Origin of the sequence: Moorena sp. SIO4A1 (assembly GCF_010672065.1) — a bacterium.
In the GTDB taxonomy this organism is placed as follows: domain Bacteria; phylum Cyanobacteriota; class Cyanobacteriia; order Cyanobacteriales; family Coleofasciculaceae; genus Moorena.
Genome location: NZ_JAAHHX010000007.1, coordinates 134,919 through 149,350, shown reverse-complemented (window position 1 = coordinate 149,350; position 14,432 = coordinate 134,919). Strand labels below are relative to the sequence as shown.

Here is a 14,432-nt window from a genome sequence, read left to right as displayed (position 1 = left end):
GTTTTTGTTACATCTCTACGTAAGCAAATTACCCTGATTACTATCCCTAAATCTAAATTGGGATTTTTTTTTAGCTAAGTTAATCTTACCCTTCGATATCGGTAATTATCAGGTAAATTCGGTTTGATTTAGGTTGAATTTAATTTAATTCCTAAACTAAACACCCCCGATAACCGATTGACTGATAAGTCTAGTTTACTTTATTTGAGAAAATTTGACAGTACCCGTTATGGGTACCATAGCAGTTCTCAATTGGTTGAGGTACCTCACCCTTGGGGTTTTAGGGAGTCGGGAGTCGGGAGTCGGGAGTCGGGAGTCGGGAGTAGGGGTAAGAAAATTAAATTTACCTCATAAGTAGGATTAACGCTATCTATTTGTTTTTATTCGAGCTGGTGCTGCCAAGTAACAAGTCACAATTAACAATTATTAATTATTAATAACTATAGCGATTCTCATAGTAATTAGCTACACACACCTATTTTTTCCCTATTCCCTGTTCCGCTGTTCCCTATTCCCTATTCCCTTTCCCTATTCCCTGTTCCGCTGTTCCCTTTGCTAAGGCTATACTCCTTGACCTAATCCTAAAACCTAATCAACTGCTAATCACCATTAGGTATTTTATAGCTGCTGCGATCGCTAAGGTGGATTCATACCAAAAAAAAGAGAAAATTAACCATGGCTACGTTAGTAACTGAAACTCAGAAATTATCCAACCTAATTCCCGAATCAGAACTAAATTTAATCAAGTCACTGCCACAATCTATTCAGGACCAGGTAGTTCCTAGCCCCGATTTATCTAAGTCTGCTGGTACACCGATTCAGTTAAATTTGACCCAGATACAACAGTTAGTCCCCAATGAATCAGGCGTACAAAGCTTATCATCGAAATCTATAATCTCAGGGCCTTTTAACTTTATTATTGGTACTCCCAATCCTGACTTTTTAGTGGGTAGTAACAAGAACGATTTAATTTTAGGACGTGGCGGAAATGACATTATTATAGCACTCGGTGGCAATGACCTTGTGTTTGGTGAAGAGGGAAATGACATTGTTATCGCTGGCTCAGGTAACGATTTTGTGTCTGGCGGCTCAGGTAATGACTTTGTGTTTGGCAGTTCTGGTAATGATATTTTGGATGGTGGCTCTGGTAATGACTCCCTATTCGGCGGAACTGGCAAAAACCATTTCATTGGCAGTAGTGGTAATGATGTCCTGGATGGAGAGGAAGGCAACGATACTGTCGATTACACTGGTCTCGGTCGAGCTATTACTCTTTTACCCACGGGAATCGTTAACAAAAGTGGTCTTGGTCAGGATGAGCTGATCCGAGTGGAGACGATTATTGGGGATGCCGGTCAAGCTAATACAATTGATGCCTCTTCTGCTGGTAGTGGTGCCTCTGTGAACGTAAATCTACAACAGAACAGTTTACAGATTAATGTTGTTAATGGTCCCGTTCTTAATCGCACTGTCCAAAACTTTGTGAATGTCAAGGGTGCTGGTCGCAACGATACCATTATTGGTGATAACAACAGTAATCAACTTACTGGTGGTGCCGGAAGTGATGAGATTACTGGTGCCGGTGGTAATGATACCATTGTAGGTGTCGATCCCAACAGTAAAAAGCCAGGTGTTAATGAAATTGATGTCTTAACCGGAGGAGCTGGTGCTGATAAATTTGTGATTGGAGATAGCAATAATCCTTACTATGTCGGTGGAAAAGGATTTTTGGGTCTGAATGATTACGCTCTACTTAAGGATTTCCAATCCGGTACGGATAAAATTCAACTCAAAAAAGCTAACTATATCTTTGGATCAAACTTTATCGCTGTCAATAACGGCTTCTCTTCTTCTGAGAAAAGTCTTGCTTCAGCTGAACAGATTGCTCAGGATATTGCTGGAGGTAAGAGTAATGGTGTTCAATCTCAGCTCACCACAGGGGATAGTTTGGACTCTGTTAAGATCGTGCCTAATTTTAGCTTTGACATTATTGCTATTGTGTCTGGTGGCTATAACCAAGGGGATCTGATCTTTGTATAACGATTAGTTTGGTGGGCAGTGCCAAGCAATGCGATCGCGCTTCTTGGTGAATCGGTCTGGTTCACTGCCCACCCTACATAAACTTCAGTGGGACAGGGGATTTGGGGAATGCGATGTTCCTTCGGAACATCGCGTTTTCACCAATTGCCTGATTCACTGATCTGATTCACTCCCTACCCCCAGTTATTGACAAAAGTCGTAACTGGGGGTAATTGTTGTTTCTATATTGTTCACGTTCCCTTACTATAAACAGAAAGATCATGAACAAGCGCAGTAAAAATAAAAAACGCCGGAAAAAGGGAAGACCTTTTTCCTATTACCCTCCTAGTTTATGGTTTTATAAAGATAATTTTCTCCCTCATGACTCTATAATCACCCCCAGTCAAGTAGACCAATGGCGCTATGAGGTTGAACAAAGGTATCAAGATTTTTATTTAGGCGTTAAATTTTGTTGTCTAGCTGAAGGGGCGACGAAACAGGCTGAAATGCTTGGTATGTAAAGCTAGTAGCATTTTGTGGTAAAAAAAAGTAGGTCTCTAAATTTGCAACAAGACCTACGTATTGACAATGTTCCCAACATTCTACCAAAACCACCTAAAAAGTCAATTAAGTCTAGCCGATTATATTTTTTTAAAAATCCTGATTAATCTTTTACAATTCCTCAATAAAGTCAGTTTATAAAAGTTAGCAAATGCTCTACCTTTCCCCATTAAAGTTTAAAGCAAAATACAAATAATACAAAGATTTTTATCGCTGCCAAATCTCATCATTGAAAAAGTTTGGTTTCCAATAGTTGAAGAAGTTTTGAAAACATACTTTACCTCGGAGAAACTAATTTATATAGCAATAGATCGAACAAGTTGGGGTCGCATTAATTTATTCATGGTTAGCCTCATTTAGGATAAAAGCGATGCAGCAAGGGAACAGGGGGTTCCCCCCGGAGACGAAACCTGATTACGTTGAGCCTTTATGGTTGGTAGGCTATGCAGATGCATGGTTAAAACTTATTGATTAAGGCGAGCCTGTCTTACGGTAACTATCGCCAAAGGCGCGCTTGGCCGTAGGCCACGCCAAAGGCGAACGCGAACAAACCACTCGCGCTTTGCATGGCTGACAGGGCGTTTCCAGTATATTTTACTTTGTTGCCAAAGTTAGGGAGTAGTAATCTAACAGAACAACAAATAATATTGTCAAAAGTTATCCCGCTTCTTGATGCAGTCGCTCATCGGGGTTTCCCCCACTCGCGCTTTGCCGTGGTTTCCCCCACTCGCGCTTTGCATCAAGACAACGAAAGTATTATCAACGCGGTTTAAGGGCTAGGTCGCTTATAGAATCTGCGTTTTAGCTCATTTCGTCGCCCCCTCAGAATCTCTAGTGAGATTAGCGGTAACATATAACTCAGTAAACTTAATTATGTTAACTTTTAAATAGGACAGTAATGACTACTTTAGGGGACAACCTTAAAAAAAGACGAGAATCCCTAAATATCACCCAGCGGGAAATCGCTCATGAATTGGGCGTAACCGTTACCACGGTGCAAAATTGGGAAGCGGGCAGGCATATCCCCAAACTCTACCCAAATCAGCTCAAGGTATTGTGTGACCTGCTGAAAGTTACCCTAGATGAATTGGCAAAGTGGGTAACTGATTGAACTGTTGGGGTTCAGCTAAAAAAAAACGCCCCATATGGGGCGTAACCGTTTCCTATTAACCTGGGACAGTTTCCCAACAGTTAATCAAAAAACTAAAACAGGAGAGGATTATCGCCATTTTCTTGGCTACTTGTTACAGCGCCTGTGAACTAAACTTTTCGCAACAAAATCAGAAAAAATTTTTTGGGGCAAAATCTTTAGGGAATAGGGAATAGGGAGTAGGGAGTAGGGAGTAGGGAGTAGGGAGTAGGGAGTAGGGAGTAGGGAGTAGGGAGTAGGGAGTAGGGAGTAGGGAATCGGGAATCGGGAAACAATTTTGTTTAACCGATTAGTATGACAACCGGAATAAGCGTGTTTTTATATGATTTGTAAACAGACGTATTGCAGGAATTGGCTTGCATAAAAGAGGCAAAAGGCAAGATGGTAAAGAGATTCGGAGTGTTATTTGACAATGAAAAAATACCTGATTAGGTTTACATCTCATTTGGAAACCCTATAGCGCGATTGGCCGTTGGCCACGCTACGCGATCGCGCTATACAAAAAAATGCCCTGTGTAGGGCATTGAATATCTGTCTTCCAAATGGCTAATTATGCGCCTAAGCAGCCATTTCTTCCATCATCATCGCCATTTGCTGCTTGGCACGAATGTTTTTCATGTGCTTCTTCACGGTATTGAGGGTAACAAACAGTTCCGCAGCAATCTCTTTGTAGGAGTAATTGACTCGACGCAGTAACCAGACTTCTGCCTCACGGGCAGTTAAGCCATATTTGTGAACTTCAGCTAGGGCTATACTATGAATGGATTGACGTTGGTCTTCGAGGGTAACTAAAATATAAGGCTGCTCAGATATCCTCAGGTTGAGCCATCGAGCCCGAATCCGAAACGTTGTGGAGTGACTCGTAGTAATCTCTGAATCTATAATTACAGATTGATCGCGATAGAATTCATCACTGTCTTTCAAGGCTTGGCAGACACGCCAGATTTCTTGAGGCACCACCGTAAAATGTTTGCTGTTCGGAGTAAGTTGCTCACAAAGAACACGAGCGATTTCATTGCTATGAAGCAACTCTCCTTGTGTATTCAGAATTAAAACACCGTCAATAAAACCTTCTAGTACTCCTTGCAGTAGACCATTGTCTAACTGTTGCACCTGAGGAGCGGATTTTTCTAGAGTGTTGGTGAGAGTATACATGGTCTGTTGACCCACTAACTGGATTTGAAATTTAATGGTGCTTTTGACCCATTAAGAATTAAATTCGCCACGGGTCGCACCTGTTGAATCACAATTGGCTTAGCCATTTGTTACAGCACCTCTCAACCAGGGTTTTCGCAAAAAAATCAGACAAAAAATTTTTTTGGGCTTTTTTGCGAAAAACCCCCCGATCACTCGTGTAAATAAATACTGGGTGACTTTTGCCATTCCCCAAGATTGATGCCTAAGATGTCTAGGGATGGTCAATACTGAGTCCAGTCTTCGGGCTGCCCTTTGTAGCGCTTCTGATCAGGAGTAGAGGTTAGTAGTTAGTGTAAGCATCTACCAACATAAACAACAAACTACTAACAATTAACTTGAGAACCGCTATCGATAGACTAATGCGTACTAAACACGATTGACCGTAGGTCACGCTACGCGATCGCATTTAAAACAGGGACATAACCGATGAAAAATCTAGATCGAATACTCCGTCAGCTGATAGCTGAAGCATGTAATCATCCACCATTAAGTCTGGAACGTCGGCAAAAACTGAGCGAGATACATTTACTAGTGATGAAATCCGGCAAACTTTGGAAAGAATATACCTCATATTATAATGACGCTCTCCAAGAGATGTGGGAATATTGCTGTGGCCATCCTGAAGAGTATGACCCGACTATCAAAGGTGTGATTACTTGGCTCGACGATGAACTAAAAAAACGACTGAGACGATTTCGAGATGCTGGCTATAGGCAACAGAAGCGGCAAATTACTGGCCTAAGCAAAGAGGAAGGTAAAACTATTGACCCTGTAGATAGGGTACCAGCTGCTCCTGATCTACAACCAGTTATGAAAATTTGGCAAAAAACCTTGGATTGGGTAAAGACAGACCCAGACGGAGTGTTACGTCAGACTTGCTTTAGGAAACGCCCTGAGATTAATGCCCAAGTGCTAATCCAGCTTCGACTCCCTCCTGATCAGCCTTGGAAAGCCATTGCAGCAGAATTTAAGCTAACCCCACCAGAAGCTAAAGATTTGCCCAAATTCTATAACCGTAAATGCTTACCCCTGTTGCGAAAATTTGGTGTATGCGAGGGATATATAGAAGAAAAGCCAAAGACTGGTAGCTCGAAAGGCACCACAAAACCCCAACCTAGGAAAAAATCATGATACACAACGCCAACATGCTAGCAGATTGGTCAATCCCAATGCCGATTACCCTGTCGGCGCTAGAGATAGCTGAGCAATTCGCTCACTACCAACCCAACCAGCAAAAGGCTGAACAAGTCTATCTCAACACCCTGGCGGTGTGTGCTGTGAATAACTATTTACGGATCCTGGGTATTCCGACTGACCTAACTGCAGGGGATAGCTGGAATTCAGTAGTCCGCTTGGCTGAAAATGTGGCTGACCTGAGGGTAACCGGTTTGGGGCGCTTGGAATGTCGGCCTGTCAAACCCGGTGATTTGACTTGTCCCATTCCCCAAGAGGTTAGATTTAACCGGATTGGCTATGTAGTCGTTGAGATTGATCAAGAGCATACTGAAGCGACGCTGTTGGGATTTTCCCCAACCTCGGAAACTAGTCAATTAGTCATCCACCAATTGCGATCGCTAAAAGATTTACCAGCCTACCTCGATCAATTCCAACCTATGACACAACTCAGTCAATGGTTGGAGCATATGTTTGAAGCAGGTTGGCAGAGTTTGGAAACCCTTTTAGGTAACCAAGGTGCTGAGGCAGCTTTCGCCTTTAGAACCAAGTCTGATCAGACCATTAGGCGATGTAAACAGATTGAATGGGGAGCTAATCAAGGGGTAGCTCTGGTGGTGGCGCTCACCCCAGAATCCGAAACAAAGCTGAATGTTTTCCTACAACTCAATCCCATCAATGGTCAAACCTATCTACCCCCCAATCTGCAGTTGCTCTTGCTAGATGAGGAGCAAGAAATGCTGATCAATGCCCAAGCCAGAAACCAGGATCAAGCCATTCAATTGGATTTTAGTTGCGAACCCGGAGACCGTTTCAGTGTCAAGGTTGCTCTGGATAATGCCAGTGTGATCGAAGAGTTTGTAATGTGAAACTAGGATTGATCAAAACAGGCAACAGCGGATAAAGGAACTTCGGATCAGTAGGAAAGAGCGATGCAGCTCTGACTCCAGTAGGGAGTAGGGAGCTGTGCGACCCCGCGCTTTTTCAAAGCTAAGCGTGAACGCGCACTCCCTGGGAGTAGGGAGTAGGGAATAGCGCTCAGAAAATTGACTGTAGCTCATAAGTATGATCAACCCTATACCAATTCTGGAAATTAGCACTAAACATCAATTTCATCTCTCCATCTCCCCATCTCCCCATCTCCCTATCTCCCCATCTCCCCATCTCCCCATCTCCCCACCCTCCCTACCCTCCCCACACCTGCCACCCTCCCTGTCTTGCCCTATTCCCTGTTCCCTATTCCATACGCGCTATAACTGAAAATAACATCAGACAAAATGCTGATTTTTGACGGTTGATAGTAAACCGTCAACCGTCAACTGTTAAAAAACTAACCAATGGCAAAGCTAGTAACTCTTAAGCTGGATGGGGATTTTGAGGAAGGTTTTCGGGTCACTCTCGAAATTGGCTCAGAAAGCGAACGTCCCGAAACAGAACTTACTGGCAGATTGCCTCCAGCCCCCAACATCGTTAACCACTATCGTGAGTGGCGCTCAACCTATCGCAGTCTGGGCAACTCTTTGCGAGCAATCAAAATCAAACGAGTGGCAATCGGTGGTTCCATCAACAACCAGAGTCAGGGATTATGCGATCGCTTAAATCGGTGGCTCAAGTCAGAGTTATTTAGTCCACTGCGGGAAAAGTGGTTGGAAAAAGTCGGCACTACCGAAGAAGTCCGGGTGCTGATTCGTACCAAAAATCCCCAGCTCAGGCAGCTTCCTTGGCATCAGTGGGAATTTTTAGAGCGTTACCACCAAGCAGAAATTGCCCTAAGTACTCCAGAGTATCAACAACCAAGCAAATCGCACCAGAGCCGTGATCGACACAAGGTTAGAATTCTAGCAATTCTGGGCAATAGCGAAGGAATTAATATCCAACAAGACCGACAATTACTAGAGAATTTACCCTTTGCAGAGGTTACCTTCCTCGTAGAAGAACCACGGCAGAAGCTCAACGAAGCCCTGTGGGAGCAACCTTGGGATATTCTGTTTTTTGCAGGTCATAGTGAAACCGAAGCAGGAAGGGGTCGGATTCATATCAATCAGACCGATAGCTTAAGCATTGACGAACTCAGAGAAGCCCTCAAAAAAGCCATAGAAAGGGGATTGTCCCTAGCAATTTTTAATTCCTGTGATGGCTTAGGATTAGCCAATGAGCTAGAACAGCTGCACATTCCGCACATGATTATTATGCGGGAGCCCGTACCGGATCTTGTAGCACAGCAGTTTTTACAATATTTTCTCAAAGCCTTTGCCAGTGGTAAGTCCTTGTATCTAGCAGTGCAAGAAGCCCGGAAAAAACTGCAAGGTTTAGAAGATCAATGTCCCTGTGCCAGTTGGTTGCCAGTGATTTGTCAAAATCCCGCCGCCATACCCCCAACCTGGCAACAGTTGCGTGGCAATCACCAAAACCAACTGCTCCCATCCGCCCTGATCGTCAGTGTAGTTGTTACCATTTTAGTTATGGTAATCCGGCAGCTGGGAATGCTTCAGCTTTGGGAACTAAAGGCATTTGACCAGCTGATGCGGCTGCGACCTAATCCAGGGGTAGACTCCCGTTTGCTGGTAGTTGAAGCCACAGATGCTGAGATCATGCGCTATGGCTATCCCCTCCCGGATCAAACCCTAGCCCAAGTGCTAAACAAGCTAGAGTCTGATCAACCGCGAGTGATTGGCTTAGACATCTTTCGCGAACGTCCTAGAGAACCTGGTCACCAGGCATTGAGCCGTCAGTTACAGCAAAATCATAAATTAATTGCCCTTTGTAGCGCTAGGGTAGCTAACAACCCCGAAAACTCAGGCATCAAACCTCCCTCTGGGGTGCCAGAATCCCGCCTTGGTTATAGCAATATCATGGTTGACCCTGATGGCATTATCCGTAGGCATCTTGTATTTATGCATCCCTACCACGATGACCCCTGTGCCACCCACCACTCCTTCAGTGCTAGGGTCGCATTACATTACTTAGCCCAAGAGGGAATCAAGGCAAAAATCATTGCTATCAATAAAATAGGCTTGGGTAAGACTGTATTAAGAGATTTGTCAGCTAATGCTGGGGGTTATCACAATCGTGATTATCGGGGGTTCCAGGTGTTACTCAATTACCGGGAAACTGTCGCCCGACGAGTCACTGTCACAGAGCTGCTAGAGGGTAAGGTCAAACCAGAGTGGGTCAAAGACAAAATAGTTCTGATCGGAATAACTGCAAAGATTCACAAGGATTACCATCCTACCCCCTACAGTGCCCTCCAGTGGCCATACCAAGAAATGCCAGGGGTAATTATTCACGCCCAGATGGTCAGTCAGATGATCAGTGCTGCTCTTGGTGAGCGTCCATTATTATCGGTGTGGTCGCCCTGGGGAGACCTGTTCTGGGTTTGGGGTTGGTCAATCATTGGTGGTACCATTGCCTGGCGCTGTGGTCGAATACTGTATTGGGGACTCGCTACCATCACAGCGACAGGGGGTTTATATCTCCTATGCTTTGGTCTATTTACTCTAGGAGTATGGGTACCTCTGCTGCCATCAGCCTTAGCATTGGTAGGCACTAGTGTAATTGTAGTGGTTTACCGCAAACCACTTGGAGCAATCACTCCGTTAGCTATCGAAGGAATTCTCTAGCATTTCCATTTGAGTTGGAAACAATAATTACAGTTTTTGACCTTAGCAAAAATCCCTATATACCTGATTATCTCTTGCTTCTTGCTTCTTGCCTCTTGCCTTTTCTTAAGGGGAATCGTTCACAACTCAAATGGATCCGGATCTGATCTCAAACACCAAGGAAACTAGAATAGCTAAGCAAATTTTGCTTCAAAAAAAAATTTTTCTGATCATCTGCGAAAAGTTGGCTTGAGAGGCGCTGTAACAAGTATCAATGAAAAAACGCCGCCTGGGTCGGTGTTTGGTGAATTTCTAGAAAAGGTGTATTCTCAAATGAATAATTGGCTAAAGCAGCTTTGGACAACACTAGTTTCCTTCACTATCAACATAAGACAGCGCTTGCAACAATTAGCAGCAACAATAGTGAAGGGATTCGAGCAAGCAAATCATAGTAATTCTGAGCCGATTGACCAGCAATCATCATCTCAAGACTCCCAACAACTATCAGAATCATCACAAATACAGATAGTAATGAATTACACACCACCGAATGATGGCAAGGGGCCTGTTGGTGACAGCAAAAATGGCGGATCACTCTGGAAATTGTACCAGCTAATCCATGAAAATCCTGAGTTTAGTAACCCACAACTGTTACCAATATCAGCATCAAAACAACTACAACTATCACAACTACCGATGGTAAATGCTTTCACACCACCGAATGATGGCAAGGGACCGGTAGGTGATAGCAAAAATGGAGGCAGTTCCTTCATGAGTATGAATACATTAAACAATTACAATCCACCGAATGATGGCAAGGGACCGGTAGGTGACAGCAAAGATGGAGGCAGTTCCTTCATGAGTATGAATACATTAAACAATTACAATCCACCGAATGATGGCAAGGGACCGGTAGGTGATAGCAAAGATGGAGGCAGTTCCTTCATGAGTATGAATACATTAAACAATTACAATCCACCGAATGATGGCAAGGGACCGGTAGGTGACAGCAAAGATGGAGGCAGTTCCTTCCGCAGATAGTAGTTACTGAGTTGAAGTATACCAGTTTTAAATTCCTTAAAGTACTTTTTTCCTGGGTTTTAAAAAATAGGGAGTAGCGACTACATCGCTGCTTCCTATTCCCTATTAACTATTGTCTATTGCCTATTCCCGATTCCCGATTCCCGATTCCCGATTCCCGATTCCCCATTCCCGATTCAACACTTCTGGGAAAAAACCAGCTTCCAAAACCTGCTCCTGAGCAAAAGAACACTGACAAGGAAAAGTGTTCAACTTAATCCCAGTTTCCTGGGCTGCCTTAATCCGAGCCTTCTGATAACATTGGTCAAAGACCTCTGGCAAAAACGTTTTTAAACTAGGACTATCCTCCAGCAGTTCTTCCAAACCGATACGCTGTTCAGTGATAGTATTGAGGCAACTGTCGCTCCTTTTCCCTGGTTGATACATCCACTTCAGTAAATGCATCAGCAACACAATCAAACGACTTTTTAACTCGCGCTTTTCCCGTTTACCCATGCTTTCGACTTCTTCAATCAGATTCGCTACATCAACTTGGGCAAACTTACCCTGCCGTAACTGTTGCGCAGTCGCCTCGGTCCACAAGTAAAAGTCTTGCTGATAAAGGTTGTGGGCTGTTGTCATTACTCATTTCCCCAATTAATTGATGCTAGCATGTTGAGACTCCCCGCTCTGACCTAGACGGGGATTTGATTTGTTTGGTGATCCCAATTCTTAAGCATCACACCGCTACACACTAATTTCATGCTAAGAAATCAGTGGTCAGCTGTCAGTGGTCAGTGGTCAGCCTTTAGCTCAATACCTTTAGTGGTGCGTTACGGGGCGGGCTATATCAACCCTGGCTACGAGGTGGAAGATGAGGGCGAGCCCTTCCCTAACGCACCCTACGCCTTCCCACCTATATCTATGGTCTTAATTTAAATCATTGATATTAATTTACCTGCCCTATTGCACAAAACCCTATCCTATAAGATAAACTATAAATAGTCAAATACATTTAGGTAAACGACTGCTACAAGACAACCGGAGAAGGTAATGTCCCTAGGAAAAAAACTACGAGAACGCCGTGAAAGTCTAGGTTTAACTCGCATACAAGTTGCCAGAGCCTGTGATGTAGTAGAGTCTACAGTGATTAACTGGGAGGCGGATCGGCACAAGCCTAAGCTTTATCCAGAACAGACTAAAGCCTTGTGTGATATTTTAGACTTCAAAATTGAGGATCTGATCCAGTAACATGTAAGGGTATACCCAAAGCACAGGATGGCATTGTGCGATCATTTCATAATCATCTCTAGTGCTGCGGATAGCAATAAATATGGCAATTCTTATTTTGGTGAGTTACAAAGCTTATCTTTTTAAGGCAATAGCCATACATGCAATATTTAAGATAGTTTTAACATCAGATTCCCCCCTTGATAAGGGGGGTTAGGGGGGATCACTAATCACAGAAGACTGTACCTCGTAAGTGGGAGAAATGCTATATATCAATTATCCTGCCGTCGCCACCAAGCACGGACTAGTTTAATGTCGTCATAGGAGTAACGTTCTCCTAAGTATTCCCGTAATTGTTTCAGATACTGATCACCCACTTTTTCAATGGCTGTAATAATTGGCTCATGGCGTTCCAATGGTACCAGTCGTTTTAAATCCACTGGCTGATTCATTTCAATTAATTGGCTCAAATGATCTATTATAGTTCTGGTAGTATACCCTCGTTGTTTAGCAATTTCCTCTACACTTAACCCTTGTTGATAGAATTGCAGCGTTTTCATATAAGTACTGGAGGGCAGGGGTTCTGGTAGTTTTTGCTCTTGACAAAATGCCCGAATTTCTGAAATAAATTGCTCGCCATACTGGGTGACTTTATACTGAGTAACACCGGAAAGTTTGGCAAATTGCTCTAAGGTTTTGGGTTTCATCTGTGCCATCAGTTTCAGTGTGGAATCGGCAAACACTACATAGGGCGGAATCGATTGCCGGTCAGCTAGCTGTTTCCTTAGTTTCCGCAGTTTCTCTAGCAGAAGCTCTGCTTCAACTGCTCTGGGGTTAATTTCTCCTAAGGCTTTTTCTACAGATGACTGGGGAATAGCAACATAAACAGAACGTTGTTTGCGCAGGATTTCCCAACTTAGTTTATTGAGCTTCAGCACTGAGTAGCCATCGGTGGTTTGGTCTACCAATCCCTGGTGCAAAAGCGATCGCACTAGAATTTTCCAAGCCTCTGCAGTTTTATCTTTACCAATACCATAAGTAGAGAGTAAGTGATGGCCATATTGCTCAATTTTCTTACTTTTTGAGCCCCGCAACACTTGAATAATGTGGTTCATCCCAAACCGTTCCCGACACCGGGCTACACAAGAGAGGAATTTTTGAGCTTCAATTGTCCAATCTTCTACTGGCTTAGGATAGCAACAGTTATCACATTTGTCACAATTCCCTGGAAACCGCTCACCAAAGTAGCCCAGCAAAATCCGGCGGCGACAATCTGTGCCTTCTGCGTAGTCAACAATCTGATTTAACTGTTGATAGGCAATCCGTTGTTCGTTGGGATCGGGCTTTTGATCAATGAGATAATGAAGTTTGGAGATATCACTAGCGCTATATAAAACGGTACATGTGGCTGGTTCCCCATCCCGTCCTGCTCGTCCCGATTCCTGGTAATAACTTTCCAGGTTACGGGGTAAATCGTAGTGAATCACAAACCGTACATCGGGCTTATTAATTCCCATGCCAAAGGCTACCGTAGCTACGATTATCCGCACATCATCCCGAATAAACCGATTTTGATTAGTTGTCCTAGCTTTATCCGTCATTCCGCCATGGTAAGGTAAGGCAGAAATGCCATCATTCTGTAACCGGAAAGCAACTTCGTCTACAGAACGGCGGCTCGTACAGTACACAATACCGGAACCTTGGTGAGAACGGATCTGTTTTAATAACTGTTTATAGCTTTGCCGTTGTTTTGGTTGAACGTCGTAGTAAAGGTTAGGACGGTTGAAACTGGCGATGTGAACCTTCGGCTGTCGCAGTTCCAGTTGTTGGATAATGTCCTGTTGGACTCGATTAGTAGCAGTAGCGGTCAGAGCCAGCACTGAGCTATTAGGATAGCGGTTACGTAATAGTTTTAGTTGCCGATATTCTGGGCGAAAATCATGCCCCCATTGTGAGACGCAGTGAGCTTCATCAATGGCAAAGGTGGGAATACCGATTTGCGATCGCACTCTATCCAAAAATGGGATAAACTGTTCTGCTAGTAACCGTTCCGGTGATACGTAGAGTAATTTTATCTGACCCTGAAGGATAGCAGCTTCGCGCGATCGCATTTGTTGGAAGCTCAAGGTGCTATTGATAAAGGTAGCCCCAATGCCATTATCTTCCAAAGACGTCACTTGGTCTTGCATCAAGGCAATCAGAGGAGATACCACAACCGTTAAGCCCGGTTTCAGTAGCGCTGGCAGTTGATAACACAAGGATTTACCACCGCCAGTGGGCATGATAATCAGTAAGTCCTGATTTTCCAGCGCTTCTTCAATAATCTGTCGCTGTCCTGGACGGAAACAGTCGTGGCCAAAGAAATGTTTAAGGGCATGCTCCAGGGATGGCGACTCTTCCATGGTCGTGAGGGGATTGCGATCGCTTCAGTGTTGGGGATAAGATTATTATGCCTAAAAACTGTAACATAGACGCGCTATTTC

General features: G+C 43.8%; 14 protein-coding genes and 1 pseudogene. 10 read left to right on the top strand and 5 right to left on the bottom strand.

Features of this window, described 5'->3' with window-relative positions; all coding sequences use genetic code 11:
• Positions 1-214 precede the first annotated feature (214 nt).
• The 5 genes and pseudogenes from F6K53_RS07225 (at position 215) to F6K53_RS07205 (ending at position 3,691) form a co-directional block, all read left to right on the top strand.
• Entirely contained in the window at positions 215-358 is a 144-nt protein-coding gene (locus F6K53_RS07225) for a hypothetical protein (protein WP_293080237.1), read from the top strand.
• Positions 359-675: 317 nt separating this feature from the next.
• Positions 676-2,040: a calcium-binding protein gene (locus F6K53_RS07220; RefSeq protein ID WP_293080234.1), complete on the top strand. Its 1,365-nt coding sequence runs from the start codon at positions 676-678 to the stop codon at positions 2,038-2,040.
• Between the two features lie 260 nt (positions 2,041-2,300).
• The gene (locus F6K53_RS07215) at positions 2,301-2,540 is read left to right on the top strand and encodes a hypothetical protein (protein ID WP_293027336.1); all 240 of its coding nucleotides are present in this window, start codon (positions 2,301-2,303) and stop codon (positions 2,538-2,540) included.
• Positions 2,541-2,607: 67 nt separating this feature from the next.
• Positions 2,608-2,937, top strand: a pseudogene (locus F6K53_RS07210) (IS4 family transposase); the annotation flags it as partial.
• Positions 2,938-3,478: 541 nt separating this feature from the next.
• On the top strand, positions 3,479-3,691 hold the full coding sequence (locus F6K53_RS07205; protein ID WP_293027339.1) for a helix-turn-helix transcriptional regulator: 213 nt from the start codon (positions 3,479-3,481) through the stop codon (positions 3,689-3,691).
• Positions 3,692-4,288: 597 nt separating this feature from the next.
• On the opposite strand, the gene F6K53_RS07200 is transcribed toward F6K53_RS07205, so the two are convergent.
• The gene (locus F6K53_RS07200; RefSeq protein ID WP_293072039.1) at positions 4,289-4,885 is read right to left on the bottom strand and encodes a helix-turn-helix transcriptional regulator; all 597 of its coding nucleotides are present in this window, start codon (positions 4,883-4,885) and stop codon (positions 4,289-4,291) included.
• Between the two features lie 468 nt (positions 4,886-5,353).
• Between F6K53_RS07200 and F6K53_RS07195 the strand changes: the two genes are divergently transcribed.
• Positions 5,354-6,058: a sigma-70 family RNA polymerase sigma factor gene (locus F6K53_RS07195; RefSeq protein ID WP_293072040.1), complete on the top strand. Its 705-nt coding sequence runs from the start codon at positions 5,354-5,356 to the stop codon at positions 6,056-6,058.
• Positions 6,055-6,969: a DUF1822 family protein gene (locus F6K53_RS07190; protein WP_293027348.1), complete on the top strand. Its 915-nt coding sequence runs from the start codon at positions 6,055-6,057 to the stop codon at positions 6,967-6,969. The genes F6K53_RS07195 and F6K53_RS07190 overlap by 4 nt, the downstream gene beginning before the upstream one ends.
• Before the next feature lie 12 nt (positions 6,970-6,981).
• Here the strand turns inward: F6K53_RS07190 and F6K53_RS07185 are convergent, their stop codons facing one another.
• Both F6K53_RS07185 and F6K53_RS07180 read right to left on the bottom strand, forming a co-directional pair.
• The gene (locus F6K53_RS07185) at positions 6,982-7,161 is read right to left on the bottom strand and encodes a hypothetical protein (protein WP_293027351.1); all 180 of its coding nucleotides are present in this window, start codon (positions 7,159-7,161) and stop codon (positions 6,982-6,984) included.
• On the bottom strand, positions 7,139-7,264 hold the full coding sequence (locus tag F6K53_RS07180) for a hypothetical protein (RefSeq protein ID WP_293027354.1): 126 nt from the start codon (positions 7,262-7,264) through the stop codon (positions 7,139-7,141). The genes F6K53_RS07185 and F6K53_RS07180 overlap by 23 nt, the downstream gene beginning before the upstream one ends.
• Positions 7,265-7,437: 173 nt before the next feature.
• Here F6K53_RS07180 and F6K53_RS07175 point away from each other — a divergent pair, with 173 nt between their 5' ends.
• Complete coding sequence (locus F6K53_RS07175) at positions 7,438-9,720, top strand: CHASE2 domain-containing protein (RefSeq protein WP_293072041.1); 2,283 nt, start codon at positions 7,438-7,440, stop codon at positions 9,718-9,720.
• Between the two features lie 312 nt (positions 9,721-10,032).
• Complete coding sequence (locus F6K53_RS07170) at positions 10,033-10,740, top strand: hypothetical protein (protein ID WP_293080232.1); 708 nt, start codon at positions 10,033-10,035, stop codon at positions 10,738-10,740.
• A 123-nt stretch (positions 10,741-10,863) separates the two neighbouring features.
• Here the strand turns inward: F6K53_RS07170 and F6K53_RS07165 are convergent, their stop codons facing one another.
• Positions 10,864-11,361 (bottom strand): DUF29 domain-containing protein, encoded by a 498-nt coding sequence (locus F6K53_RS07165; RefSeq protein ID WP_293027363.1) that lies wholly within the window; start codon positions 11,359-11,361, stop codon positions 10,864-10,866.
• 411 nt (positions 11,362-11,772) lie between these two features.
• Here F6K53_RS07165 and F6K53_RS07160 point away from each other — a divergent pair, with 411 nt between their 5' ends.
• Complete coding sequence (locus F6K53_RS07160; protein WP_070391622.1) at positions 11,773-11,970, top strand: helix-turn-helix transcriptional regulator; 198 nt, start codon at positions 11,773-11,775, stop codon at positions 11,968-11,970.
• Positions 11,971-12,221: 251 nt separating this feature from the next.
• On the opposite strand, the gene recQ is transcribed toward F6K53_RS07160, so the two are convergent.
• Entirely contained in the window at positions 12,222-14,351 is a 2,130-nt protein-coding gene (recQ, locus tag F6K53_RS07155; RefSeq protein WP_293072043.1) for a DNA helicase RecQ, read from the bottom strand.
• Positions 14,352-14,432: the final 81 nt, after the last annotated feature.